The following is a 24995-nucleotide window of genomic DNA, read 5'->3' as shown; positions in this document are numbered from 1 at the left end:
GTATCCGCTTAGTGGTTAAAACTTATATTAAACTTTCGTTAACCTTTATTGTTGTAAAAAAACCTTGGAGTCTGCTGGTATAATACCCACCTTTGTGTTTTAAAAATCGCAGGTAGTTATTTATTACAAAACATCCCAGATTTTTTGCTATGAGTGAAGCAATAAAACACGAATGCGGCATTGCCCTCATTCGCCTTCGCAAGCCTCTTGATTATTACATCGAGAAATATGGCTCACCACTTTACCCCATAAATAAGTTATATGTCCTCATGGAGAAACAATCCAACAGAGGGCAAGACGGTGCGGGAGTGGCTAATGTAAAAGTGAATGTTCCGGCGGGGCATCGTTACATTTCAAGATACAGGTCTATCCAGAATAGGCCTATCGTTGACATTTTTGGAAGGATAAATTCCAAATATCGAGATGTACTAAAAAACAATCCAAGTAAGTTCAAAGACGCAGATTGGCTACAACAAAACTTAGCCTTCACAGGAGAAGTTTGGCTAGGCCATCTGAGATACGGAACTCACGGAAAAAATGAAATTGAAAGCTGCCACCCAATGCTTAGACAGAGTAATTGGCGAAGCAGAAACCTAGTTTGTGCAGGTAACTTCAACATGACCAATGCGGAAGAACTTTTCAAAAAACTGGTTAAACTAGGTCAGCACCCTAAAGATATGGGTGACACTGTGACCGTAATGGAAAAAATCGGTCATTTCCTTGACGAAGAAAACCAAAGGGTTTTTGAAAGGTTTAAAGGAATTTATGACAATCCTGCTCTATCGGATATTATTGAAGATAACATGGACCTTCAAAGAGTCCTTCACAGAGCCTGTAGAGATTTTGATGGAGGATATGCACTTGCAGGTGTCACGGGATACGGTTCATCTTTTGTAGTAAGAGACCCCGCAGGAATTAGACCAGCATATTACTGGGCAGACGACGAGGTCGTGGTAGTCACTTCAGAGAGACCACCTTTAAAAGCCGCATTCGGAGCCAAATTTGAAGATATTAAAGAAATTCAACCCGGAAATGCTGTCATTATTGACAAATACGGTGAATTTGACGAATATAACATCGTTCCAGCTGTAGAGCGTAAAGCCTGTAGTTTTGAGAGAATCTATTTCTCAAAAGGGTCGGATGATGAAATCTATCAGGAAAGAAAAAAACTTGGTAAGCTTCTGGTTCCTCAGATTTTGAAAGAAATTGATCATGACCTAGAAAATACGGTCTTCTCCTATATTCCGAACTCTGCTGAAGCTTCTTTCTATGGATTAATGGAAGGTCTTGAAGAGCATCTCACAAAGTGGAGAAAAGAACAACTTCTCAAAGGAGATGTGAGCGAAGATAGACTTGACAAGATCTTAAATTTCAAACCTCGTTTTGAAAAACTGGTTTCTAAAGATGTAAAATTGAGGACTTTTATCACCAACGATAACGACAGAGGTGAGATGGTTTCTCAGGTTTATGAAATGACTCAAGGTGTGGTAAAAAGAGGCGTAGACACCATAGTGGTCATTGACGACTCTATTGTCAGAGGAACCACGCTTGAGAAGTCTATCCTTAAACTTCTGGATAAACTAGAACCTAAAAAAATAGTCATCGTTTCTTCTGCTCCGCAAATTAGATACCCAGATTGTTATGGTATTGACATGAGTAAGGTGAGAGAGTTTGTGGCCTTTAGAGCAATGCTGGCATTGTTAAAGCAAAAAGGTCTGGACTACATGAAAGAAGAAGTACTAGAAGAGATTCAAAGAAACTTTGCCAATAATAAAGGTCACAAACAAAACTATGTCAAGAGGCTTTATGACACCTTCGAATACGAAGAAGTTTCTGAAAAAATATCAGAAATATTAAAACCTGCCAAACTCAAGGCGGAGCTAGCCATCATTTACCAAACAGTGGAGAACCTGAATATTGCCTGTCCTAAAAACTTAGGAGACTGGTACTTTACGGGAAATTATCCAACCAAAGGAGGCAACAAGGTGGTAAATAAGGCCTATATGAACTTTATGGAAGGGAAAGAAGTAAGAGCTTACTAAAAAAATTAAGCCCCTTCCTTTTTTTTAGATGGAAGAGCGTAAACGTTAGCGGTTACCTCTTTCATCCCTATAAGTTTTAAACAGTCGTGAATATTTAAGAAAGACTCTTTACTGTTCTCCTTAGATTTCTGATTATTTTTGGTATCCATGATTTCTTGATTTTCGGTGTGTTAAATAGTTATTCAAAAATAGAACTGTGACACGCTTACTAAAGACATTATTTTAGAAATTTATTATACGGTAAACTATATTCGTAAGTTAATGAAAAAAAATCTATTTTTTATCTGTTCATTTCTGATAAGCTTCTCCACGTTTTCACAATCCAATGACCCCATAATCAAAGGACTAATTAAAAAAACTGAAAAGGCCATGGGTGGTCAAAAAGCTTTTGACGCCATCCATCATTTATCGTGGAACTTCTTTAACGCCAGAACATTGACTTGGAACAAAAAGTCTGGAGATGTGAGAATTGATAACCACAAGGAAAACACGGTTTACCTATATAACCTAGAAAATAAAACAGGGAGAGTACTTAAAAATGGCGTAGAATACACTCAAAAAGACTCTCTGGACAAATACTTGACTCAGGCTTATCAACAATGGGTTAATGACTCTTATTGGTTAATAATGCCATTCAAACTAGACGACCCAGGCGTTAATTTAGAATATATTGGTAAGAAAAACGCCATTGCTGGTGCCAGCTGTGATGTACTCCAACTTACCTTTGATCAAGTCGGTGTAACGCCTCAAAATAAATATTTAGTCTACATTGACGAGCAAACAGATTTAGTTTGCCAATGGGATTATTTTCCTAAAATCTCCGATACAGAGCCACGGTTTTCTACCCCGTGGAATAATTATCAAACCTATGAAAAAGTTAAGCTATCTGGAGATAGAGGAGAGCGGCAAATAACAGATATTCATGTTTACAAAAAATTAGACGCCGCTGTTTATACAGAATTTGAGAGACCTTCTTTTATAAAATAAATGAGTAAACGAATTAAGACTGGTGTATTTTTAGTCAATTTAGGAACGCCAGATAGTCCAAGTACGCCAGATGTAAGAAAGTATCTAAGAGAATTTTTAATGGATGGAAGGGTCATTGATATCCCTTTCCTTCAAAGGTGGCTTTTAGTCAATCTTATTATTGCCCCATTTAGATCTCCCAAATCGGCTAAGATTTATAAAGAATTATGGACAGAGCAAGGCTCTCCACTCAAAATTTATGGTGAAGCCAACGAAAAACAATTACAAGATTTACTGGGAGACGACTACATCGTAAAACTTGGTATGAGATACCAGAGTCCGTCTATTGAAGATGGTTTATTGGCTTTAAGAAAAGCTGGAGTGAAAAAGATAGTGGTCATTCCTCTTTTTCCTCAGTATGCCTCTGCCAGTACGGGTTCTGTGTATGAAGAAGTATCAAGGGTTTTAAGCACTTGGCAGAGCATCCCGGATCTGAAAATCGTTAGCAATTTTTACAACAGAGATAAATTCATCAACAGTTTCGTTGAAAACGCACAGGAGCTCCAAAAACAAAGAAAGTACGACCATGTGCTTTTTAGCTACCATGGCGTTCCAGAAAGGCAAGTCCTAAAAGGAGATGACGACAAAGACTGCTGTCAGCTAGGAAGTTGCTGTAATAAAATTACGGCCAAGAATCAGCTTTGTTATAGAGCCCAATGTTTTGAAACCACGCGATTAATGGCGAAAGCCATGGATTTGAAAGAGGGTGAATACACACTGTCATTTCAGTCAAGATTAGGACGTAGCGAATGGATTAAACCATACACAGACCATGTCGTTAAAGAACTGGCACAAAAGGGTGTGAAAAACATATTAGCTTTCTCCCCAGCCTTTGTGGCAGATTGCCTAGAGACGACTATTGAAGTGGCCGACGAATTCAATGAACTGTTCATTGAAAATGGAGGAGAGCACTTGCAGCTGGTACCTAGCCTTAACGACAAAGAGGGCTGGGTAGAGCTTCTAAAAGAATTGGTTTTAGAGGCTTAAGCAGCCTTCTTAAACCTAACTTGAAGTCCTCTATCGAGTTTTGCTTTAATGTCTTCAATCGTAACTAGCTGCGAAGAACCTAAATCCCAAGTAGGTTGAGAAATCCCTTGCTTGGGCTTACCGTATTTCTGCGTAAAATGTATGACTAAAGACTCCATCATTTCATTAGAAGCGGAATCCGTGTCTAAATAAATGTCTAACTGAACTTCATTGATAACATTTGAGGCATCATAAAGATAAAGAACGTCAACTATTTCGAATTCAGAAATCTCAAAAGTATAACCCAATAATTCTTCAGATTCTTCAAACTTCTCTAATTTCTCTTGTTCCTTAACCAGCGAAATAGGGTCTCCTAAATCGAAACCTCTGATGGTTTTCTCCCCACTACCCAAAATCTCATTCACCAAGCCCTCTGTATAAGCTGTAACTTCAGCTTTTTCTTCCACTAAAAACGAGGTGTTTTCAGCTTCCTCATTCTTATCAGATGTACAAGACACAACCGAAAAAAAACAAAATGCTACCAGTAATTTTTTTTTCATAATTATTAAAATAATGCTTCCAGAGGCCTATAAGCTATATTCCCCTAAAAACGCCGAAATATACTTTACTAAATCCATATTGATTCACCGATAGATTTATTTTTAAAGCGGTGCTATAGAACGATACCAAGTCAAAACCCACTCCACCGCCATAAATAACTTTATTGGACAGGCTACTTTGACTTAGTTCTGGATAGTAATTTTTGATATAACCCAAGTCTGCATAAACTATAGAATATAAAGCTAAAGGCATAGAATTAAATTGCTTAAACTTTAATATCTTAGATACATCAAGCATTTTATTGAATACCTGATATTTCAAATCAGTCTGTAATAAGCCAAAATGCTGACCATCTATAACGTTTAGTTCATAACCTCTTACCGTGTTCTTTTTAGACCCAAAACCAGAGATGAACGGATATAACTGTTTTTTAGGATAAGAAACCTGGCCTTTCAATATCACATCACCATAAAACTTCCCTCCCAACGGAAAATACTTTTGCAGGTTCAGTCCAAAGTTTAATTGATGAAGATGTTTTGACAATCCCAATCCATAATGAAGAGCACTGGCCGTAAAAACATACCCATCTAATGGGTATTGTATATTATTTACTTGCTCAAAACGGTAATCATACCTTAAAGTAAAGTATTTAAGATGGTCTATTGCAGAGCCAAAATAATTTGGATTTAATTCCGCAGCCACCTCGCTTAATTTACTGTCGGTATAACCTAAATATATTTTATGAGAATGATACAAGGCGTTTCTTAAGTTATACTCCACAAAAGCCCCCTTTCTTTCCACTGTTTTTAAATCGGTCTCTATAAAGTCTAGTTTGTCTTCCCATGTTCTGAAAGCAAAGCCCTTTTGAGTAGAATAAAATACACCACCCCTTAAGCCCATCCTCTGTTTTTTATCTATATATGGTCTCCCATAGGACATTTCAAAATAAGGCACAAAACCACCATAAGCTTTTAATTTTAAAACATCCGCATTTCCAGAAAGGTTAGAATGATTTAAAAGGAGCCCATAGGTCAAGCGTTTTAAATCGTGATTCCTATTATACCACCATTCATTGAAGCTTCTGTCTGCCAGAAAAATGATGGGCAATGGTAATAAATAGAGTCTTTCTCTTACTTCTAGAAAAATAGTAGCCTTCCCATTTACTTGGTCAAAATCTGCTTTAACCCATAAAAAAAGATTGGTATTGAAAATATTCTTCCGTGACCGTTCCAGCTTATCTGTTAACTCCCCTTCGCTTAGTGTATCACCAATTTGAAAAGTCATCTCCCTAATTATAATCTTTTCTTTAGTCTTAGCGTTGCCCAAGATCTCAATCCCTTCAACAAAAAGTTCTCTCTCATATGTAACCGTATCTTGCACAGGAAACGGCTCTATAATACTAAGAAAGCACAAAAAAATACCGAGTAGGCTCATCAACTAATTTTAGTAAACACGCAAAATAAACCTATTTTAAGTCCGAAATCATCTAAGGAACATCAATAAAACAAAAAATATACGCTTGAGTGTGCTCTAAGGATTCCAACATGACAATCTGAAAATAAAATATAACGAAAAGACCATTGCATTATTTATATCGTAATGTATTGCCCTCTTAAATTGCCGACATCTTAAAAAATTCCTATTTTTGCCGCCAGAATAATGAAACAAGAAATCTTAAATATTGCATGAATTATCACCTAGATCTAGTACCAGAGCGTACTTTAAAGCCAAGAGAATCAGGACTTACAATGGTCATGGACAAAGGCTTAAGTGTTCGTGAAATAGAAGATGTTTTATCGACATCTGCAGAATATATAGATATAGTTAAATTTGGTTGGGCTACGTCTTTCGTATCGCCAAACATTGAAGACAAAATCAAGATATACCAAGATGCCGGAATTCCGGTATATTTTGGAGGCACTTTATTTGAAGCTTTCACCGTAAGAGGCCAGTTTGAAGATTACTTAAGAGTATTAGAAAAGTTCAAAATAGAGCACGCTGAAGTGTCAGACGGTTCTATAACCCTGCCCCATGACGAAAAATGCGAGTACATCAGAACTATGGCTAAACACGTCAAAGTCCTTTCAGAAGTAGGTTCTAAAGATGCAGAGAAGATTTTCGCTCCATATAAGTGGATTGAAATGATGAGAGCTGAACTTGATGCTGGTGCGTGGAAAGTGATTGGCGAAGCCAGAGAAGGCGGAAACATCGGACTATATAGAAGCAGCGGTGAAGTGCGTCAAGGTTTAGTGGACGAGATCATTCATGCTATTCCACCAGAAAATATCATCTGGGAAGCCCCTCAAAAAGGTCAGCAAGTATATTTCGTAAAATTAGTTGGCTCAAATGTAAACCTTGGAAACATTGCTCCAAATGAGCTTATTCCTTTAGAAACCATCAGATTAGGACTAAGAGGAGACACTTTCGCCACTTTCTTACCAGACGATATTAAGAAAAAATACAAACTTGGCAAGTATTATCAGGACGACAGAATTGTACAAAACGATTAATCTTTAAATAAAAATCTGTTCATTATCTCATGGAAATCATTCACTTTCTGCTTGAGTTTTTGAAGGACCCACTGACTACGTTAGAAGGTTTCTTAGACCAATACGACACTTTAACATACGGTATTCTATTCTTAGTTATTTTCGTGGAAACTGGCCTAATTGTTATGCCACTTTTACCTGGCGACTCCTTACTTTTCGCTGTCGGGCTATTAGCGTCCACCACAGGAAAACTAGAATTAACTATTGTTATTCCTTTATTGATTGTGGCAGCATTACTTGGAGATAATGTCAATTATTTTGTTGGCCGAAAATTTAGTGCCTTTATAAAATCTAAAGAAAAAATACTCTTTCTTAAAAGAGTGTATATAGAGCAAACAGAGGAGTTTTTCAAAAAACATGGCCCAAAAGCAGTTATACTAGCACGTTTTATGCCTATCATTCGTACCATAGCTCCTTTTGTGGCAGGTGCGGGAAGTATGAATTATGGCAAATACATTCTAAACTGTTTCCTAGGTGCTGTGATATGGGTGACGTCTATTACTTCATTAGGATATTTTCTTGGTAATAATGCGTTCGTGAAAGACAACTTCGAAAAAGTAGTTTTGTTCATCATTTTCGTTTCTGTGGCACCCATGATTTGGGGAGTACTTAAAATGAAGTTGGCAAAGACAAGTTAACACCAAGGCGTTCTTAATAAATTTATGGAATTATTCGCCCTTATAGGATTTCCTCTTACGCATTCCTTTTCAAAAAAGTACTTTACAGAGAAGTTTGAAAAGTTGGGTATTTCGGAGACGCATCAATACGATCTAATTGAAATAGAAGACATATCAGCTTTCCCGAGTCTTTTTAAAGGAAATCCAGAATTAAGGGGTATCAATATTACCATACCGCATAAGCAAAAGGTATTTGATTTTTTAGACGCTTTAGACATATCTGCAGAAAAGGTAGGTGCCGTCAATGTGGTCAAAAGGACGGAAGACAATAAGCTCATTGGATATAATTCAGACTACTACGGATTTCAACGTTCTCTTCTTGAGTTTTTAGGCTCAGACATAAAAATAGATAACCTGAAAGCTTTAGTACTGGGGTATGGTGGAGCGGCAAAAGCGGTCGTAGCGGCCTTAGAAGACCTCGGCGTTAAAGTACAGCCCGTAAGTAGAAAATCCTCTGATAACGCAATAAATTACGCTCAAAGCAATGAAGTAATCAACGACCATAAAATTATTATCAATTGCTCACCTTTGGGAACATACCCAAAGACAGACCAATACCCAAGCATTGATTATGACCAACTAGGCGAAGGTCATTTTCTATTCGACTTAGTCTATAACCCTGCAGAAACTTTATTCCTCCAAAAAGGAAAAGCAATGGGGGCAAACATCAAAAACGGATACGACATGCTGGTCTACCAAGCAGAGAAATCTTGGGACATCTGGCAAGAAAAATAACAAAGAACACTTTTACAACAAGCTTTAATACCTCATTATGAAATTCAAGAAACACATTTTCATTTGTACCAATGACAAAGACGCCCCTAAGAAATGCTGTGGCAGTGAAAGAGGAATGGAACTGGTAGAAGCATTCAAGGCAAGCCTAACAGAAAAAGGACTTCAAAAAGAAATAAGAGCTCAAAAAGCTGGCTGCCTAGACACCTGTGCCTTTGGACCGTCTATGATAGTTTATCCAGAAGGAATACACTACGGGCACGTAACCCCAGAAGATGTAGAAGAAATAGTGAATGAACACCTAATTGGTAACAGGCCCGTAGAAAGACTTAAATTGGACTTATAGTTTTGTTTAAGCACAAAAAGCATCTTTTTTTCGATTTAGATCATACACTTTGGGATTTTGAAGGTAATGCCCAAGAATGTCTTATAGAAATTTATGATAAATTCGGTGTAAGTGAAATTACACCGAGTTTTGAAGCATTCTTTACCACTTTTAGTGAGTTAAACAGGTCCCTGTGGACCCAGTTAGAACAAAACCTTATCACGCATGAAACTATCAGAAAGTTTAGGTTTCAAATGGCTCTTGATAAACTCCAAGCCGTCATTGATATAAAACAGTCGGAGGCTATGAACGAAAGCCTTTTACAACTTCTACCTTACAAAAAAAAGCTTATTCCTGACTGTGAAGAAGTGCTGGACAGACTAAAGTCTAAGTACAGCCTTCATATTCTTAGCAATGGTTATGCAGAAATACAGGCAAAAAAACTTCAATATAGTGGCATTAACCACTACTTTAATGAAGTAATAACCAATGACGCCGCAGCATCTCGAAAACCTGACATTGGGATTTTTAATTTCGCTTTAAAAAAAACTTCCGCCACCACGCACCATGCACTCATGATAGGCGACAGCTACCAAGCTGACGTACTAGGTGCAAAAAATGCAGGCTGGGATACGATACATTTTCAGCCATTGCCCGAAGCTTCTGAGAACTTAAGTACACTTAAGATTACTGCACTCAAACAAATACTTGATTACCTTTAACAAAAACTAGCTGTAAAGTTTATGAATTATCTAGAAGCAAACATTGAAGTCAATGCTGAGTTTAGCGAGATTTTAGTAGCCGAATTAGCCGAAATAGGTTTTGACACTTTTTTGGAAAACGATAACGGTCTTCAAGCTTACAGTACAGATGAGCTGTTTGACGATATTGCCTTCAAACAACTCATGGAAGAATATGCTGCCAAAACAAGCCTATTCTATTCCCTAAAGAAAATTGAAAAAGAAAATTGGAATGAAGAATGGGAAAAAAGCTTTGAACCTATTCAAGTTTTGGATAAAATATTAGTTCGTGCTTCTTTCCATCAGCCATCTGCTGATTTTGAACATGAAATCATCATTACCCCTAAAATGTCCTTTGGCACAGGCCATCATGAAACCACATCTCAAATGATGGAACTTCAGCTAGACATAGACCATAGTGGTAAGTCCTTATTAGATGTAGGAACTGGCACAGGTATTCTGGCCATTTTAGGAGAGAAATTAGGAGCAAATGATATCAAAGCATTTGATATTGACGAATGGAGTGTTGAAAACACCATTGAGAACATTGAGCTAAACGCCTGTCAGAATATTGAGGTTTCTTTAGGAACAATAGCAGACGAACCACAGAAACAATATGATATTGTGATTGCAAATATTAACAGAAACATACTTTTAGACGAAATTCCAACCTATATCACATTCATAAAAGATGGTGGTCTATTGCTACTTAGTGGCTTTTATGAGAAAGATATAGCAGAAATAGAAGCTTGTTGCGTCCGCAACGGCATAAAAAAAATAAAGCAAATAAGTAAGAAGGAATGGGCTGCTGTCGTTTTTAGTAAGCCAACCGCCTAATTAATAGTTCAGAATGAAAATGAACGTGATTTTCAAAAGTTTTTCAACACTTCTTATTTTATTAGTATCAGGAACCTTTCTTCAAGCTCAGGTTATTCGGTTATCTACAGAAACCGACGCCTTTATGGAAGATTTCGAGAAAGTATTTAAGGATGGGAAAAACGCTGTATCTATAGCGGAATTTGAAACGTTCAAACCACATTTTCAAAACGATTTTACGCTTGACACCAAACAAGAGTTTATTGCTTTGTGTCAAAAAATGGCTCAGAAGAACCATAAAATGCCAGAATATTATAGGCTTTTAGTGCTTATAAATACGGCATATAATACAGAGGATTTCAATTCGGCCAATATGCCATCATTGGTTTCTACCCTAAAAGTATTAGCAGAAAAGCAGGCCTCAAAGAAAATCATTGAGACTTACGTCCAACTAAAAGAGCTGATAGCAACTAGATTACTTTATAATGGCAATTTCAATAAGCTTTACGTCTTAAATGGTACTTATGAGTTTCAATACCTTGAAAAAAAACAAGACTATTTTGAACCGCAAAAAACGCCCATAGAAACTGCTCCTAAGGATAAAGGCGAAGATTTTGGGTTGTTTGATGATTGGGACGAAACTGAAGAAGTGGATCCTTGGGACGACCCCAAGCTGACTGTTGACCCCAATAAATTTTACAGACGAATACCCATTCCTCTAATTTCCGACTTCATCATTATATTTTCGGGCGTAGATCTTGTTTTCGTTACTCCATCAGACTCCGTTTTTCTTAGAAACACCTCTGGTGCGGCAGATTTAATTCAAGATGTATGGGTGGGAAACAAGGGTAACATGAATTGGGAAAATTTAGAAATGCCAGATGTAAAAGCCAACTTAACAGAATACAGCTTCAAACTCTCTTCCCCAAAAATAACAGCCGAAAAAGTTACATTTACCTATGATAATTATCTATTAACACCAATTGAGGGGGTTTTGGAATTTAAAGGAGAAAAAAGGGTAGCGAATGCTTTGAGTAACTTTCCTCGATTTAAATCTTATGAAAATAATGCTCGGTTTAAAAAACTGGAATCCAATCTTAATTACAAAGGAGGCTTTTCATTAATAGGAAATAGAATTTACTCTACTTCTTTAAACCATAATGTTTCCACGCTTATTGTCAACAAGGGCTCACTAAACTCATTTAAGGTAGAAGGTAAAAAGATAGAATTTACAGATTCGCTAATCACAGCCGATTTTGTAAGTTTCACTACCTATATCAAAGAAGACTCCATTTATCATCCTGCCGTTAGATTAAAATTTAATTCCCTTACTAACCAGCTCAAACTTTATAAGCAAGAAAACGGTGGGTTCAGGAACTCCATGTACTCCGACACCTTCCATGAAATGGATATTAAATGCGATGCCATGCAGTGGAATCTTAACGATGGTAACATGGAGTTTTATATCATTGCCGGTAAGTCTGAAATTCCAGCGGTTTTTGAATCTTTTAATTATTATAACCCTGCCAGAATGAGAACGCTGAGCAATTTGACAGGTTTTAATCCGCTCATTTTTTTGGGCAATTATGTTTATCGAAAAGGTAAAAATCAATTCAACCTATTTGAGATTCAAAACAAAATAGCTAAAACACCCGACCAGATAAGAAACGGTGTAAATGTGGCTCGCCAGATGGGCTTTATTGACTATGACCCGCATACAGACCAATATCGCTTAAGCAGAAAAGGATTACACTATTTCAAATCTGCCACAGGAAATGGCGATTACGACGACTTAGTTTTTGCTTCTGTGGCTCCTGGTGGTGGCGGAAATGCAACGATTGATAGAAATTCCAATTCTTTAGATATTTCTGGAACTCAGGAATTTAAACTTTCAGATTCCCTAGGAATAAGATTCCTTCCAAGAGACCAATCTCTAAAAATGGAAGGAAGTAAGTCTTTCAAGTTTCATGGAGAAATTATTGTCAAAAACTATAGATTTATAGGAGACTTTGAAGTAGACTACGAACGCTTCTTGGTTAACTTGAACAGAATAGACTCTATTTCATTCATTCCTGTTGATATTTATAATGCAGGAGGTAGAACAGAGATTGGTGCTCATATGGAGTATGGAAAAACAGGTACATTATATCTCAATGCTCCAGATAATAAGTCTGGGAGAAAAAGCCTCCCGCAATACCCTCGACTAGTTATCCCAGATGGCGTTTTGGTCAAATTTAACAATCCGGTAAGAGGGAAGTATGCATATCCTGAAGATGTTTTCTTTAAAATTGACGCTGTAGATCATGACAGCCTGAACACCAGAAACCTGATGTATACAGGAATGTTTAGTTCGGGTGGTATCATTCCCCCTATCAGAGAAACCCTGATGGTTATGCCAGATACCTCCATAGGCTTTGTTCATAAACCTAAAGGTGCTTATGAGCTTTATAAAACACCTTCTACCTTTAAGTTTGACACGCCCATATCCATGACTAAAAAAGGTTTAATCTCCAGTGGCGTATTAAGTCATTTGGCGTCCAGTCTAGAAGTTGTCAAGGCAGAGTTTGGGCCAGAAAAGCTAATAATGGAGGGCGAAAAGGCACGCATTAAAGAATCATATACCACTGGAAATAACTATTTCCCAGATGTAGCTATCAATAACTACAAGGCCTCTTGGAAACCAGAAGCAGACAGTCTTGTTATAAAGTCACCAGAACCGTACAGTTTTTATAAAACCACCACCATGTTAAGCGGAGGCTTGGTAGTAAGACAAAATGGACTTTACGGGCAAGGTGTGCTAGAGAGAGATGATTCGCAAACTAAATCTGAGTCTATTAAATTTGATAAAACGGGTTTCTTAGCCTCAGAAACTGGATTTATTATCAAATCAACCACGGGTGGTGCTTTGCCTGTGTTAAAAGGACAGAAAGTTGAAATCAACTTCAATATCGAGAACAACTTAGTAGATATTTCTCCAAGAAGCGGCGATTTTAATGACACCATATCTTCCTCTATTTCTTTCCCTAATGCGGCATATAAAACCACTATTGATGATGCGAAATGGGATATCAATAAGAAAACCATTACCATGAAAGGCAATGTGTTAAACTCTAAGTTTACCTCAACTGCTGCCAATCAATTTGGACTTTCTTTTAATGGTGAATCTGCTCTCTATGACATTGCCCTAAACACTTTAAATGTAAGTGGTGTACCAGGCATAAACTCGGTAGATGCCATTATTGTGCCTAGAGATGGCAAAGTGGCCATTAAGGGCGAAGGAAAACTAGAACCTTTTACCAATGCCACCGTCATAGCAGATACCCTAAATAAGTATCATACCTTGTCCAATGCCAATATTACCATCAACTCAAAACTAAGCTATACGGGTAATGCCTCTTATCAGTTTGTAAATGTGAGCTCAGATACCTTTAACATAAAAATGGGTAGCTTTGAATTTGCTGAAATAAGCCCAGATGGACAGGTATTAAGAAGTAAGAAATCTCAAAAGCTCTCTACCATTGCAAAGGCTTCTTTAACAGAAAAGGACAGTGTTTACCTATCTCCTAAAATGCTTTATATAGGAGAAATAACCATGCAAGCACCCTTTAAAAACTTAAACTTAAACGGTCAGATAACGCCAGTTTTAAATAAATACCCAGCCTTAGGAAGCAATTGGATAAATTATTCTGGTAATAAATCTGAAGAAATAATTATCAATGTAGATGAAACACTAAAAGATGGTGGAAAACCATTATTTGCTGGTTTGCACTTAAAACCTTCCGCATCTTCGGAGGCCCTTTACCCTACTTTCCTTTCGGCTAAAGGTTATGAAGATGATTACGACCTATTCTTAGCAAGAGGTGTTTTTAAAAGAGATGAACCCAATAAAAGGTTTACCATTTACCCTAGTGAAAAGGATAATCTGGGAAATAAATATGAACTCTACGATGACGCTGGTCTTATAGAGCTAGAAGGTAAGTTTAATTTTTTAACACCAGACCTGTCTACTTATGTAGAAACAGTGGGCTTAGCAGAAGTAAACCTAGATTCCATGGTATATAAATTCAATACCATGATGAAATTTAACATGCCTATTCCTATCCCAATGCTTCTAAAAATGGGTGATAACATCGTTAAAACGAACCTAGATATTGGTAATTCTGACGGTGCCATAGCATTTGAGAGCCCAGAATTCTTAGCCAAAATGGCCCAGTTTGTAGGAACAAAAACCACTGAGGATTATAAAACCAAATACTATAAAGGGCATATTCCCTTATTTCAAGCTTCGCCAAAGTTTTTTGCCAGTATACTATTTAGCGACTTAAAATTAAAATGGAGTCCTATCTTTAACGCTTTTCATAGTACAGAGGCCTTGGGTATTTCCAATATTGGTGAAACTGATATTAATGCGAAAATCCCTGGATATTTTGAGATTAATAAAAATCCAAGAACAGGTGATGAAATCTATATTTTCTTGGAAGTTTCCCCAGACACTTGGTATTATATGGGCTACAAAGCAGGACAGTTGGGTATTATTTCGTCTGACTTTGAATTCAATAAAATGTTGGGTACTAAAGATAAAACAGCCAAAGGCATAGAACTCATAAACATTGACATGGCCGAAGCTATGGCCTTCAGAAAGCGTTATTTAATGTCTTATATGGGTGTTTCTGAAGAGGCTTTTAACCAGCCAAAACGAGCCACAAGCTCTACCCCGGGGAAAATAGAACCTATAACAGTACCAAGCACCGCAAACCCAACAGATGGGTCTGTCCCGAGCCAGCCTACTAAAAAAGTGATAGAAGAAAAATCCGATGGATTCTAAACTTTAGGGTGACAAAGATTCATGTTCCTATTTCCCTTGCTTAATATTTGGCATAAGTTAAGAAAAAAGAACGACCTTTGCGGCTGATTATGAAGACAAAAGGAAACAGAAAAACACACGTCAATATTGTTACATTGGGGTGTTCCAAAAACGTTGTAGACTCAGAAATTCTATTTACCCAGTTAAAAGGTAACGGTGTTTCTGTAGAACATGAGGCCAAAAACGATAACTCCAACATTGTGGTTATAAACACTTGTGGATTTATTGACAACGCCAAACAGGAATCTATTGACACTATACTAAGATATGTGGATGCCAAAGAAGCTGGCATCGTAGAGAAAGTATATGTTTCTGGCTGTCTTTCTCATAGGTTTAGAGATGAATTGGCTCCAGAAATCCCTCAAGTAGATGCCTGGTTTGGTACCAATGAACTCCCAAGGCTCTTAAAAACATTAAAGGCTGATTATAAGAAAGAGCTCGTAGGAGAAAGACTCTTAACCACTCCAGCTCATTTTGCTTATCTTAAGATAGCAGAAGGTTGTGATAGACCTTGCTCTTTCTGTGCCATTCCTTTAATGCGTGGAAAACACATTTCCACCCCAATGGAAGACCTCATTACGCAAGCCAAGAGCTTAGCCCGCAGAGGTACGAAAGAGTTAATCCTGATTGCTCAAGACTTAACCTACTACGGGTTAGATATTTATAAGAAGAGAAATCTAGCTGAACTCCTGGATAAACTAGCCGATGTGGAAGGCATAGACTGGATAAGACTGCAGTACGCCTACCCTGCTGGGTTTCCTATGGATATATTGGATGTCATTAAAAACAGACCTAATGTTTGTAATTATCTGGACATGCCCTTACAGCATGGTTCTTCCGAGATATTACAACTCATGAGACGTGGAATAAACAGAGAAAAGACAGAGGCATTAGTGGATGCCATACGTCAAAAAATACCTGAAATAGCTCTTAGAACTACACTCATAGCGGGTCATCCCGGAGAAACCGAAGACCATTTTGAAGAGATGTACCGTTTTGTAGAAAAAATGAGGTTTGACCGTCTTGGTGTTTTCCAATATTCTCATGAAATAGACACGCATTCTTTCTCTATGCCAGACGACATCCCTACCGACGTGAAGCAAGAAAGAACAGATCTTATTATGGAATTACAGCAAGGCATCTCTCAAGAGTTAAACTCAAAAAAAGTAGGCCAAACTTACAAAGTACTTTTTGACAGAAAAGAAGGTGATTACTTTATTGGTAGAACAGAGTTTGATTCCCCAGAAGTAGATAATGAGGTGTTGGTCAGTGCTAATCAATATGTAAGATTAGGAGACTTTGCCAATGTCAAAATTCACTCTGCCGAAGAATTTGATCTTTATGGAGATGTGGTAATCTAATTTTCTTTCTTAAGATATTTCGGAAATCTCATAAACCTTAGACCTATAGAAAAGTCTAGGCGATCCATTATTATTGGATTGTCTAGCGTTAGCATTCCTTTGCCGTCGCCATAGTCTATATCATTTAGTTTTCCAGAATTATATCCTGCCTCGAGGCTAAGAATAATATCTCTCCCTATGATGTCATTGCCTAAAAGGAAATCTAAACCTAAAGTAGCTGCAGCACCAAATTGTTTGCCAGTAAAGTTAAAATTAGCTCCATTATAGTCTCCCTTGTCGCTATAAAAGTACATCCCAGGACTTACACCCAAGACCACAAAAGTTTTAAAATCAATGCTTTTTCTTAAGAAAACTGCTGGCCCAATAAACTTTCGTGAAACTTTATTAGAAATACTTCCTGTCATTTCAGCATCCGTGATTTTATTCAAATAAGTTATATTATCAGCAGCGTTAGAAGATTTAAAATCGGTATAAACTACTCCAAGTCCAAAACTTTCCATTGGGAAAAATGCTAAATCTGCACCAAAAGTCCATCCTTTCAGAAGCTTCTCTTGGTATAAACCGTAAGCATTAGTTGCCTCAAATCCATTATCCAAAATATTTCCTATACCCGCCTTTACGCCTACTCTCCACTTTAAATAATTCTTAAATTCTCCCGTAGAAACTACTGGATTAGAGGAGATAACAGGTGCAGGACTTTTCTGAATTGGAACTGCTTGCTTTTCAACTTCCTTTTTCGTTTCAGTCTTTGGAGTATTTACTTTCAAATCTTTCCTTTCTGATGTCTTAGGAGCAATTTTATCAGCCGTACTTTCTTCTGTCTTTGGTGCTTCATCTAACTTGGGATTTGCTTTATCTTTTGATATTTTTGTACTCTCTAAATTCAAAGCTTCTTTCTCAATCCTTTTATTCTCTTTTTCTAGCTCCTTCTCCTTTTTCCTCAATTCCCTTTTGCTTTCAATCTCCTGAGCGGGAGAATTCTCTATTGACTCCTCCTCTAAAACAGGAATATTTGCCAATTCCGTGGTAAGCTTCTCTGCTTTGTCTTTAGAATCTTCCTGTATCTTTTCAGCCTTCGTGGCTTCTTCTTTATCCTCTTTTAAAGATTTTTTCTTGTTTCTCTTTTTTGTTTTAGCATCTAGTAAAATCAAATCGCTATCATATTTATTATAGCTAAAGCTTTTGACCAAATTCTTAAATATTTCATTTCTGAGTATTGTACCCTTTGGTCCTACATAAGCATATACAAACCTGGTAGGACTTTCATCCAATATTCTACAGCGAATTTCTTCGTTTGCCTGCGTTACAATAACATCCCTTTGAGCCGTAGCATTCAAAATGAAAAAAGCATTGAACACTACTAAAGCAATCATGAACTTAAAAAAGGCCATGGCCCTAAGTTTGATTACCTTCCTTATTATAAACTGTTTATTAGCTGTAAGCATGTTCTACTAGCACGTTAAATTATCTTATAACTTAAGAATGCAAAAACTATACCGCTATTATACCGTTGCATCGTTTTTTCTTTTCAAATGGAAATTACAAATTAATAGCTAATATAAATCTTGGAACGTATTTTGCACGTATGTAAGTAAGAAAGGCGAAAGTTTGATAGTGCTTAACTAACCGTTAACTAAGTTTTAAAGCTCAGAACTTGACATTATCAAAAACATTGCTTTATCTTTCGAACTCTTAATTATCAATTAAACCAAAAGCGAACAATATAGATACAAACCTCGACGTTAACTAAACGACATGTAAGAATGGAAAAAGTTCAGATTAACGAGAGTGAACTAGTATCAGCATATATCCATGGGGATGATGCGGCTTTTGACACGCTAGTAGAGCGTTACAAATCAAAGATATATACCACCATTTATCTCGTAGTGAAAGACCAGTATGTGGCTGAAGACCTTATGCAGGATACTTTTATCAAAGCGATAAAGACATTACGAAATGGTAAGTATAATGAAGAAGGAAAGTTTCTTCCTTGGATACTGAGAATAGGTCATAACCTCGCTATAGACTATTTCCGTAGAGCAAAACGCTACCCTAAGGTGGTTTTTGAAGACGGAAGCAATGTATTTAACACGCTTAACTTTTCTGAGAACTCGATAGAGACCAAACAGATTAAGAAGGAATCTCACGAGCATCTAAGAGGATTAATTAAGCAGTTACCAGATCAGCAGCGAGAAGTGCTCATAATGAGACACTATGAAGACATGAGTTTTCAGGAAATCGCTGATGCCACTGGGGTAAGCATTAATACAGCTTTAGGTCGTATGCGTTATGCTCTCATTAACTTAAGAAAAATGATGAGTAAATCTGTATATGCGTATGACACAAACCTTTACAACACAGTTGAATGATGTAGTTCGTTACATTTATAACGAAACATCTAAAAAAGAAAATGTTCAAATCGAAGCATCTCTTGCTAGAGATGTTAATCTGCTAGACTTCTATTTAGATAGTCTGAGTATTAAAGCAGAAATGGAAAACATAAAAATGATTCCTTCGGAACAGTCGGTTAGTAAAATATTGGCATTTTCTAGAAAAACCAGTCCTGTACTTTAAGTACAGACTGGTTTTTTTTATTTCCTCCCTTCTTAAAAAATTATCCTTTAATTCAATTAAGGGTTAATAAGGTATGCCTTTGTTATAAATTAATCTAAATACCTTAAACCCGCTTTATTCATCAGAAAATCTCCCGATTTTATCGGAACCGTAGCTAAATTGCTTCAAATCAGTTCGTAAACCCATTTAAACTCAATCACCAGAACCCTTCGACAAAAAGCTCAGGGCAGACTGCTATGATAATCTCGTTTAAATGTCTGATTTATTCCACTTTAAAACTCATTACGATTCTCCAATGCATAAACCGGGTTAAAATAAGACTCATAAATCTATTTTTTTGGTAAGTTTATTATACTTTTAATTCAAAAAACCTTGAAAGTATTAAGTTTCCCTTTCTTCCTAATGATATGGTTAAGCGGTCTTTTTAGTGCCTCTGCCCAATGGCGTGGCACATCGATAGCAGACTTCACTTCTCTGGTACCCGCAAGCCAATCCGATTCTCTTTTTATTCCGAAGGGATTTTCCTTTCAGGCCATTGCAGAAAAAGGAGAACCTATGGCTGATGGCAATACTTTTCCTGCAAATTTTGATTTCACTGGCTACGTCCCTATTAATGGAAGTAGCCAAAATGGGTACTTATCCATCAATTCGGAATATGTTCCTGGGGGTGTTTCTGTTATGGATATCAAATTGGACACGAATACACATCGCTGGAAAAGAGTTAACGAAAAAGCCATTGACTTTAGCTCTCTTGTAGGCACAATAGCCAACTGTTCTGGTACGGTCACGCCTTGGAACACTATTATTACTTGCGAAGAAATCATCAGTCAAATAGACTATGACAATAATGGTTATAATGATGCCGGCTGGGCTATTGAAATTGACCCAGTGTCCAAAACCATTGTCAAAAATCAAAAAATATGGGCTTTAGGAAATTTTGCACACGAAAACTTAGTGGTTCACACCAACCAAAGAACAGCCTATCAAGGTGCTGACAGTAGTCCTGGTTATCTCTTTAAATTTGTAGCAGATACTGCACAAAACTTGCATTCAGGAAAACTGTATGTTTATGTGGGATCAAAAAGTGGGTCAGGTAATTGGCTTTTGTTAAACAACACCACAGCAGCCGAAAGGAATTCGACCATGACCCAAGCCGCAAATTTAGGAGCCACAAGTTTCGCGGGAATTGAGGATGTGGAAATAAGCCCAATAGACGGGAAGGTTTATGTGGCCGTAAAAGGAGAAAGTGCCGTTTATAGATTTCAAGATTCTGACCCCATTACAGGAACTACCGTTACTAATTTTGAAACTTTTGTAGGCGGTACAGGTCAATACTACAATTTAAGCACAGAGCAAGGAGTCATATCTGAAGCTTGGGGTACAGGAAATGATAACCTTGCTTTTGATAATATTGGCAATTTGTGGGTGCTACAAGACGGCAGCAAAAACTATGTTTGGACGATAGGCCTAAACCACACACAATCCAGCCCCGACGTTAAAATTTTCATGAGAACTCCAGCTGGTTCCGAACCTACTGGGCTTACCTTTTCGCCAGACAATAAATTTATGTTTATGTCTATTCAGCACCCTTTAGGAGCTAATAATTCTAGCTCACAACGTGATGTAAGAGGGGTTCCTATAGCTTTTGAAAAGGATGCTGCCATAATAATTGCCCTAAATAAAGACTGGGGAATTTACCCATGCGAAAGTCAACTAATATTAGGAAATGGAATATTAGTCCCTGGTAAATATCAAAGTATAGATTTTATAAAATCTTCTTCACTCATTAAATCCGATGTAAAAGTTGATTTACAAGCCAAAGATTACATTATGTTAATGCCGGGATTTAGGACTGAACAGGGTTCTACGTTTTCTAGCTATACCGGTCAATGTGAAAATTAAGAGCCAAATTCACTTTACGATCGTACCTATTATTCAACCGAGACTTCTTTCATAGCAAATTATACATGACTAAATACCTGTTATTTACCTTCATCCTTTTATCTGGCTGTACCATCACCCAGAAAAAAAGTCAAAAACTTTTTCAAGCGGCTCAAAATAGGGTTTACGATATGGTTATTGTACCAGGAACACCGCATAATGGAGAACAATGGGACAAAATTTTAAGATGGAGGGTATATTGGGGCAAATACTTATATGATCAAGGCATAGCCAAAAATGTCATGTTTTCTGGCAGTTCCGTTTACACGCCTTATTACGAGTCAAAAATAATGGCCTTATATGCAAAAGAGATAGGCTTGCCAGAAAACGTCATTTATACCGAAACGAAAGCTGAACATAGCACAGAAAATATCTATTATGGGTTTAAAAAGGCAAAGCTATTAGGTTATGAAAAAATAGCACTCGCCACGGACCCTTTTCAATCCAAAATGCTGAAAAAATTTATTAAAAAGAAGGTGGATTCTTCCGTAGGGATAATTCCGTTCGTTTACGACAGTCTGTCTCTATTGGAGCCGATCATGATAAACCCAGAAATAGAAGATACTTTGGCATATAATCCAGACTTTGTTTCTATTATGGAAAGAGAATCTTTTAGAAAGAGGTTTCGTGGCACACAAGGAAAAAACCTAAACAAATCATATTATTCGAAATAGCTAAATCCATGATATATCTATTTATCCGTGAATCTTATATACCCTTTGAGCCGTTTCACCCATCACGTTAGAAATCTCATTCTCTGAAAAATCGCTTAAATATCTTTCTAAAATTCCTTTTACTTTGCCATATTCTCCTGCAACAAGACAAACCGGCCAATCCGAACCAAACATCAAACGCTCCGTTCCAAAGGCATTAAAGACAATATCTAAATAGGGCACTATTTCTTCGTAGCTCCATTTGTCCCAATCTGCCTCTGTAATAATACCAGACACTTTGCAACTCAAATTTTCTATCTGGGCTAGTGCTTTCACATCATTTGCCCATTCGTCTATCAGACCATCTTTGATATATGGTTTGGCAATATGATCTAAAACAAAAGGTTGGTTTTTAAAATCTTGAACCAACTTCAATGCATTTTTAAGGTGCTTGGGGTAAATGAGAATATCATAAACATAATTATAATCACCCAAAAGCCCAATGCCCCTTTTAAAGTCTGGATGAAGCATATAGGCATCATCTGGCTCTGCTTGTAGCACATGCCTAAAACCTTTTATCAGCTCTATTGAAGCATATTTATCCAATTGACTTTCTAAGTCTTCCGATTTCAAATCTACCCAGCCTACTACCCCTTTCACAAAAGAATTCTTTTGTGCCAGATCCAACAAAAACGCCGTTTCAGACTCACTTTGACTTGCTTGTACCGCAATACAAGCATCTATTCCGTTTTGAGCCAAAACAGGCTTTAAATCCTGAGGTAAAAAATCTTTTTGGATAACAGACATATCTTCTGAAATCCAAGAATCTCTTATAGGATCAAATTTCCAGAAGTGCTGATGAGCATCTATTTTCATAATTTTTAAATGGTTTGAGGTAGTTTAAAAACTTGCTCCATTAAAACCCATTTCTCTCCCGGCTTAGCACCAGGAATACTTTGCTGAAAGCCCCACATCAGGTTCTCCCACTCCACAGATTTAGGACTTTGATTTATCTCATTCATTCTTTCAAAACTAAAACTTTCATCCACCTCCATTATCATGAACATGCGATTGGCGAATAAATAAATTTCCATATTTAACACTCCCGCCGCCTTAATATTTGCATTAATTTCTGGCCATTGATTCTCAGGTGCATGATGCCATTTATACTTTTTAATTAATTCCGCATCATCTTTTAAATCCAATGCTAAGCAATATTTTTTACTCATTTCTACTTGTTTCAATCGGTTTACTATTGTTTTAGGCCAGCGTTAAGCCATTTCATAAAGCACTTATCAAAATTAAGATGCTCAAAAAATAAGTCCCGTGCAATTTTCATCTAATTCAACGAAATTAATCCTAAAAAGAAAGCAAAACATAATACTAAACTGGCAATGTCCATTATGGATGCTAAAACTTACTATGATATTATATTAATTTCAGACAACATTTACTTTAAAATATATTTAACCTTAATAGCGAAATGCAGAAAATAGCGATTATTCTTTGTTTGTTAGCATGTTTCTCATGCTCCAAAAAAGAAAAAGACAAACCGAATATAGTTTTTATTTTTACAGATGACCAGACTTTCGATGCTGTAAATGGGCTCGGAAACAAACAAGTTAAAACACCCAATCTAGACAAGCTCTTTCAAAGTGGAACCACTTTTTCACATGCATACAATATGGGTTCATGGAGTGGTGCTGTATGTACGGCTTCTCGTTCTATGATCATATCCGGAATGTCTGTTTGGAACGCCAACAAAAACAGAGAAAATTGGCACCAAAAGGACTCTGCTTCTATAGCACAGACTTGGCCAAAGCTCATGGAAAGTGCAGGCTATGACACCTATATGACCGGAAAATGGCACGTGGATGTTCCTGCCGAATCAATATTCCAGAACACCGTTCATATTAGACCAGGCATGCCAGATGATTCCTACAAAAATGCTAACATGGGACAAGTTTTTAAAGAGCAAGTAGCAACAGGTAAAAAAACTTTTGCCGAGGTGATGCCAAATGGTTATAACAGACCATTAAGTCCTACCGATAATTCTTGGAGCCCAACAGATACCAGCAAAGGTGGATATTGGCAAGGCGGAAAACACTGGAGTGAAGTCTTAAAAGACGACGCCAAAACCTTTATTAACAAAGCTTCTACCAAAGATAACCCCTTCTTTATGTATTTGGCTTTTAACGCTCCTCACGACCCACGTCAAGCACCACAAGAGTTCTTAGATTTATATAACGTGGAAGATATAGAAATACCAGCAAGCTTTCAGGCAGACTATCCATTACATGACGAGATTGGTGTAGGACCAAAACTGAGAGACGAAGCTTTAGCACCGTTTCCTAGAACTGAATTTGCCATAAAAACGCACTTAAAAGAGTACTATGCCTTAATATCTCATCTTGACCATCAGATAGGAAAAATAGTGAACGAATTAGAAGAAAAAGGTTTGATGGAAAACACTTATATTTTCCTTACAGCAGATCATGGATTAGCTATGGGAAAACATGGTCTACTAGGAAAACAAAATATGTATGACCATAGCATGAGGGTTCCTTTATTGGTCGCTGGACCAGACGTGCCAAAAGGCACGACCAACGACCAAGACGTTTTTCTTCAAGACATCATGGCCACCAGCCTAGAATTAGCACAAATAGAGAAACCAGCTTTTATAGAATTTAACAGTTTACTATCTAAAGTTAAAAATCCTGAAGAAAAGTCTAAACTTAACGGCGTTTATGGAGCCTATCTGGGTCTTCAAAGAATGATGAGAAAAGATGGCTACAAGTTGATCGTCTATCCCAAAGCCAAGCAAACGCTCTTATTTGACATGACCGCAGACCCGTTGGAGATGAATAACCTTTCAGAAGACCCTGCCTTTGAGGATAAGAAACAAGAACTCTTAACAAACCTAATTGCAAAACAAAAAGAGCTTAATGACGAACTTGATTTAAGTCCTTTTTTGAATAGCAGCAAATAGCTTTAGTTCTATCATTTTTTTGAATATCAATTCAAAAATTAACGAAAGCCCTTAAGGAGATCTTGAGGGCTTTCGTTTTGGCAATTAGCCAAGATCGTTAAACCCGATTTATGCATTAGGCAATCTCCCGATTTTATCAGGACCGTAGCTAAATTACTTCAAATCAGTATACTTCGCCA

Annotated in this window: 22 protein-coding genes; 16 read left to right on the top strand and 6 right to left on the bottom strand. The window is 37.1% G+C overall.

Annotated features, from left to right (window positions below):
• Positions 1–149: 149 nt before the first annotated feature.
• Positions 150–2042: an amidophosphoribosyltransferase gene (locus tag ACSBFT_RS21540; RefSeq protein ID WP_489602384.1), complete on the top strand. Its 1893-nt coding sequence runs from the start codon at positions 150–152 to the stop codon at positions 2040–2042.
• 5 nt (positions 2043–2047) lie between these two features.
• Here ACSBFT_RS21540 and ACSBFT_RS21535 read toward each other — a convergent pair whose 3' ends face one another.
• Positions 2048–2191 carry a hypothetical protein gene (locus tag ACSBFT_RS21535; RefSeq protein ID WP_463046081.1) on the bottom strand — a complete coding sequence of 48 codons (144 nt, stop codon included), beginning with the start codon at positions 2189–2191 and terminating at the stop codon, positions 2048–2050.
• 112 nt (positions 2192–2303) lie between these two features.
• On the opposite strand from ACSBFT_RS21535, the gene ACSBFT_RS21530 reads away from it, so the two are divergent.
• Together ACSBFT_RS21530 and hemH are read left to right on the top strand one after the other, a co-directional pair.
• Entirely contained in the window at positions 2304–3029 is a 726-nt protein-coding gene (locus ACSBFT_RS21530) for a hypothetical protein (RefSeq protein WP_489602383.1), read from the top strand.
• Positions 3030–4055: a ferrochelatase gene (gene hemH / locus ACSBFT_RS21525; RefSeq protein WP_489602382.1), complete on the top strand. Its 1026-nt coding sequence runs from the start codon at positions 3030–3032 to the stop codon at positions 4053–4055.
• On the opposite strand, the gene ACSBFT_RS21520 is transcribed toward hemH, so the two are convergent.
• Together ACSBFT_RS21520 and ACSBFT_RS21515 are read right to left on the bottom strand one after the other, a co-directional pair.
• A complete protein-coding gene (locus ACSBFT_RS21520) occupies positions 4052–4594 on the bottom strand; it encodes a hypothetical protein (RefSeq protein ID WP_489602381.1) in 543 nt (180 codons plus the stop codon). The genes hemH and ACSBFT_RS21520 overlap by 4 nt on opposite strands.
• A 34-nt stretch (positions 4595–4628) precedes the next feature.
• On the bottom strand, positions 4629–6029 hold the full coding sequence (locus ACSBFT_RS21515) for a POTRA domain-containing protein (RefSeq protein WP_489604854.1): 1401 nt from the start codon (positions 6027–6029) through the stop codon (positions 4629–4631).
• 251 nt (positions 6030–6280) lie between these two features.
• On the opposite strand from ACSBFT_RS21515, the gene ACSBFT_RS21510 reads away from it, so the two are divergent.
• From ACSBFT_RS21510 to rimO, 8 genes are all read left to right on the top strand, one after another.
• A complete protein-coding gene (locus ACSBFT_RS21510; protein WP_463046086.1) occupies positions 6281–7105 on the top strand; it encodes a phosphosulfolactate synthase in 825 nt (274 codons plus the stop codon).
• A gap of 29 nt (positions 7106–7134) precedes the next feature.
• A complete protein-coding gene (locus tag ACSBFT_RS21505) occupies positions 7135–7782 on the top strand; it encodes a VTT domain-containing protein (RefSeq protein WP_463046087.1) in 648 nt (215 codons plus the stop codon).
• 24 nt (positions 7783–7806) lie between these two features.
• Positions 7807–8556, top strand: a complete 750-nt coding sequence (locus ACSBFT_RS21500) for a shikimate dehydrogenase family protein (RefSeq protein ID WP_489602380.1) — start codon at positions 7807–7809, stop codon at positions 8554–8556.
• 37 nt (positions 8557–8593) lie between these two features.
• Positions 8594–8899 (top strand): (2Fe-2S) ferredoxin domain-containing protein, encoded by a 306-nt coding sequence (locus ACSBFT_RS21495; protein ID WP_463046089.1) that lies wholly within the window; start codon positions 8594–8596, stop codon positions 8897–8899.
• Positions 8900–8901: 2 nt separating this feature from the next.
• Complete coding sequence (locus ACSBFT_RS21490) at positions 8902–9600, top strand: YjjG family noncanonical pyrimidine nucleotidase (protein ID WP_489602379.1); 699 nt, start codon at positions 8902–8904, stop codon at positions 9598–9600.
• A gap of 21 nt (positions 9601–9621) precedes the next feature.
• Entirely contained in the window at positions 9622–10455 is an 834-nt protein-coding gene (prmA, locus tag ACSBFT_RS21485) for a 50S ribosomal protein L11 methyltransferase (protein ID WP_463048242.1), read from the top strand.
• Between the two features lie 13 nt (positions 10456–10468).
• A complete protein-coding gene (locus ACSBFT_RS21480) occupies positions 10469–15259 on the top strand; it encodes a hypothetical protein (RefSeq protein WP_489602378.1) in 4791 nt (1596 codons plus the stop codon).
• Positions 15260–15348: 89 nt separating this feature from the next.
• A complete protein-coding gene (gene rimO, locus ACSBFT_RS21475) occupies positions 15349–16659 on the top strand; it encodes a 30S ribosomal protein S12 methylthiotransferase RimO (RefSeq protein WP_489602377.1) in 1311 nt (436 codons plus the stop codon).
• Here rimO and ACSBFT_RS21470 read toward each other — a convergent pair.
• Complete coding sequence (locus tag ACSBFT_RS21470) at positions 16656–18050, bottom strand: hypothetical protein (protein WP_489602376.1); 1395 nt, start codon at positions 18048–18050, stop codon at positions 16656–16658. The two genes, rimO and ACSBFT_RS21470, sit on opposite strands and share 4 nt — an antisense overlap.
• A gap of 372 nt (positions 18051–18422) precedes the next feature.
• Between ACSBFT_RS21470 and ACSBFT_RS21465 the strand changes: the two genes are divergently transcribed.
• The 4 genes from ACSBFT_RS21465 (at position 18423) to ACSBFT_RS21450 (ending at position 21848) form a co-directional block, all read left to right on the top strand.
• Positions 18423–19028: an RNA polymerase sigma factor gene (locus ACSBFT_RS21465; protein ID WP_463048238.1), complete on the top strand. Its 606-nt coding sequence runs from the start codon at positions 18423–18425 to the stop codon at positions 19026–19028.
• Positions 18997–19233, top strand: coding sequence for a hypothetical protein (locus tag ACSBFT_RS21460; RefSeq protein WP_463048237.1), 237 nt, complete (start codon positions 18997–18999; stop codon positions 19231–19233). Before ACSBFT_RS21465 ends, ACSBFT_RS21460 begins: the two co-directional genes overlap by 32 nt.
• Positions 19234–19605: 372 nt before the next feature.
• The gene (locus ACSBFT_RS21455) at positions 19606–21135 is read left to right on the top strand and encodes a PhoX family protein (protein WP_489602375.1); all 1530 of its coding nucleotides are present in this window, start codon (positions 19606–19608) and stop codon (positions 21133–21135) included.
• Between the two features lie 65 nt (positions 21136–21200).
• Positions 21201–21848, top strand: a complete 648-nt coding sequence (locus tag ACSBFT_RS21450; protein ID WP_463048235.1) for a YdcF family protein — start codon at positions 21201–21203, stop codon at positions 21846–21848.
• A 21-nt stretch (positions 21849–21869) separates the two neighbouring features.
• Here ACSBFT_RS21450 and ACSBFT_RS21445 read toward each other — a convergent pair whose 3' ends face one another.
• Both ACSBFT_RS21445 and ACSBFT_RS21440 read right to left on the bottom strand, forming a co-directional pair.
• The gene (locus tag ACSBFT_RS21445) at positions 21870–22703 is read right to left on the bottom strand and encodes an amidohydrolase family protein (RefSeq protein ID WP_489602374.1); all 834 of its coding nucleotides are present in this window, start codon (positions 22701–22703) and stop codon (positions 21870–21872) included.
• Between the two features lie 5 nt (positions 22704–22708).
• Complete coding sequence (locus ACSBFT_RS21440; protein ID WP_489602373.1) at positions 22709–23056, bottom strand: L-rhamnose mutarotase; 348 nt, start codon at positions 23054–23056, stop codon at positions 22709–22711.
• A 254-nt stretch (positions 23057–23310) separates the two neighbouring features.
• Between ACSBFT_RS21440 and ACSBFT_RS21435 the strand changes: the two genes are divergently transcribed.
• Positions 23311–24816, top strand: coding sequence for a sulfatase family protein (locus ACSBFT_RS21435; RefSeq protein ID WP_489602372.1), 1506 nt, complete (start codon positions 23311–23313; stop codon positions 24814–24816).
• Positions 24817–24995 lie beyond the last annotated feature (179 nt).

It is taken from the genome of Arcticibacterium sp. SM2516, from assembly GCF_057914865.1.
Note: the sequence above shows the minus strand (reverse complement) of the source record. Positions and strands in the feature narration are given on the sequence as shown.

What these genes read in the sequence shown, in the direction of transcription:
- ACSBFT_RS21480 (WP_489602378.1), top strand. Translation starts at nt 10,469, where the DNA reads ATGAAAATGAACGTGATTTTCAAAAGTTTTTCAACACTTCTTATTTTA.
- ACSBFT_RS21495 (WP_463046089.1), top strand. Translation starts at nt 8,594, where the DNA reads ATGAAATTCAAGAAACACATTTTCATTTGTACCAATGACAAAGACGCC.
- ACSBFT_RS21515 (WP_489604854.1), bottom strand. Translation starts at nt 6,029, where the DNA reads ATGAGCCTACTCGGTATTTTTTTGTGCTTTCTTAGTATTATAGAGCCG.
- prmA (WP_463048242.1), top strand. Translation starts at nt 9,622, where the DNA reads ATGAATTATCTAGAAGCAAACATTGAAGTCAATGCTGAGTTTAGCGAG.
- ACSBFT_RS21440 (WP_489602373.1), bottom strand. Translation starts at nt 23,056, where the DNA reads ATGAGTAAAAAATATTGCTTAGCATTGGATTTAAAAGATGATGCGGAA.
- ACSBFT_RS21540 (WP_489602384.1), top strand. Translation starts at nt 150, where the DNA reads ATGAGTGAAGCAATAAAACACGAATGCGGCATTGCCCTCATTCGCCTT.
- ACSBFT_RS21500 (WP_489602380.1), top strand. Translation starts at nt 7,807, where the DNA reads ATGGAATTATTCGCCCTTATAGGATTTCCTCTTACGCATTCCTTTTCA.
- ACSBFT_RS21505 (WP_463046087.1), top strand. Translation starts at nt 7,135, where the DNA reads ATGGAAATCATTCACTTTCTGCTTGAGTTTTTGAAGGACCCACTGACT.
- ACSBFT_RS21535 (WP_463046081.1), bottom strand. Translation starts at nt 2,191, where the DNA reads ATGGATACCAAAAATAATCAGAAATCTAAGGAGAACAGTAAAGAGTCT.
- ACSBFT_RS21470 (WP_489602376.1), bottom strand. Translation starts at nt 18,050, where the DNA reads ATGGCCTTTTTTAAGTTCATGATTGCTTTAGTAGTGTTCAATGCTTTT.
- rimO (WP_489602377.1), top strand. Translation starts at nt 15,349, where the DNA reads ATGAAGACAAAAGGAAACAGAAAAACACACGTCAATATTGTTACATTG.
- ACSBFT_RS21450 (WP_463048235.1), top strand. Translation starts at nt 21,201, where the DNA reads ATGACTAAATACCTGTTATTTACCTTCATCCTTTTATCTGGCTGTACC.
- ACSBFT_RS21445 (WP_489602374.1), bottom strand. Translation starts at nt 22,703, where the DNA reads ATGAAAATAGATGCTCATCAGCACTTCTGGAAATTTGATCCTATAAGA.
- ACSBFT_RS21530 (WP_489602383.1), top strand. Translation starts at nt 2,304, where the DNA reads ATGAAAAAAAATCTATTTTTTATCTGTTCATTTCTGATAAGCTTCTCC.
- ACSBFT_RS21460 (WP_463048237.1), top strand. Translation starts at nt 18,997, where the DNA reads ATGACACAAACCTTTACAACACAGTTGAATGATGTAGTTCGTTACATT.
- hemH (WP_489602382.1), top strand. Translation starts at nt 3,030, where the DNA reads ATGAGTAAACGAATTAAGACTGGTGTATTTTTAGTCAATTTAGGAACG.
- ACSBFT_RS21465 (WP_463048238.1), top strand. Translation starts at nt 18,423, where the DNA reads ATGGAAAAAGTTCAGATTAACGAGAGTGAACTAGTATCAGCATATATC.
- ACSBFT_RS21435 (WP_489602372.1), top strand. Translation starts at nt 23,311, where the DNA reads ATGCAGAAAATAGCGATTATTCTTTGTTTGTTAGCATGTTTCTCATGC.
- ACSBFT_RS21520 (WP_489602381.1), bottom strand. Translation starts at nt 4,594, where the DNA reads ATGAAAAAAAAATTACTGGTAGCATTTTGTTTTTTTTCGGTTGTGTCT.
- ACSBFT_RS21510 (WP_463046086.1), top strand. Translation starts at nt 6,281, where the DNA reads ATGAATTATCACCTAGATCTAGTACCAGAGCGTACTTTAAAGCCAAGA.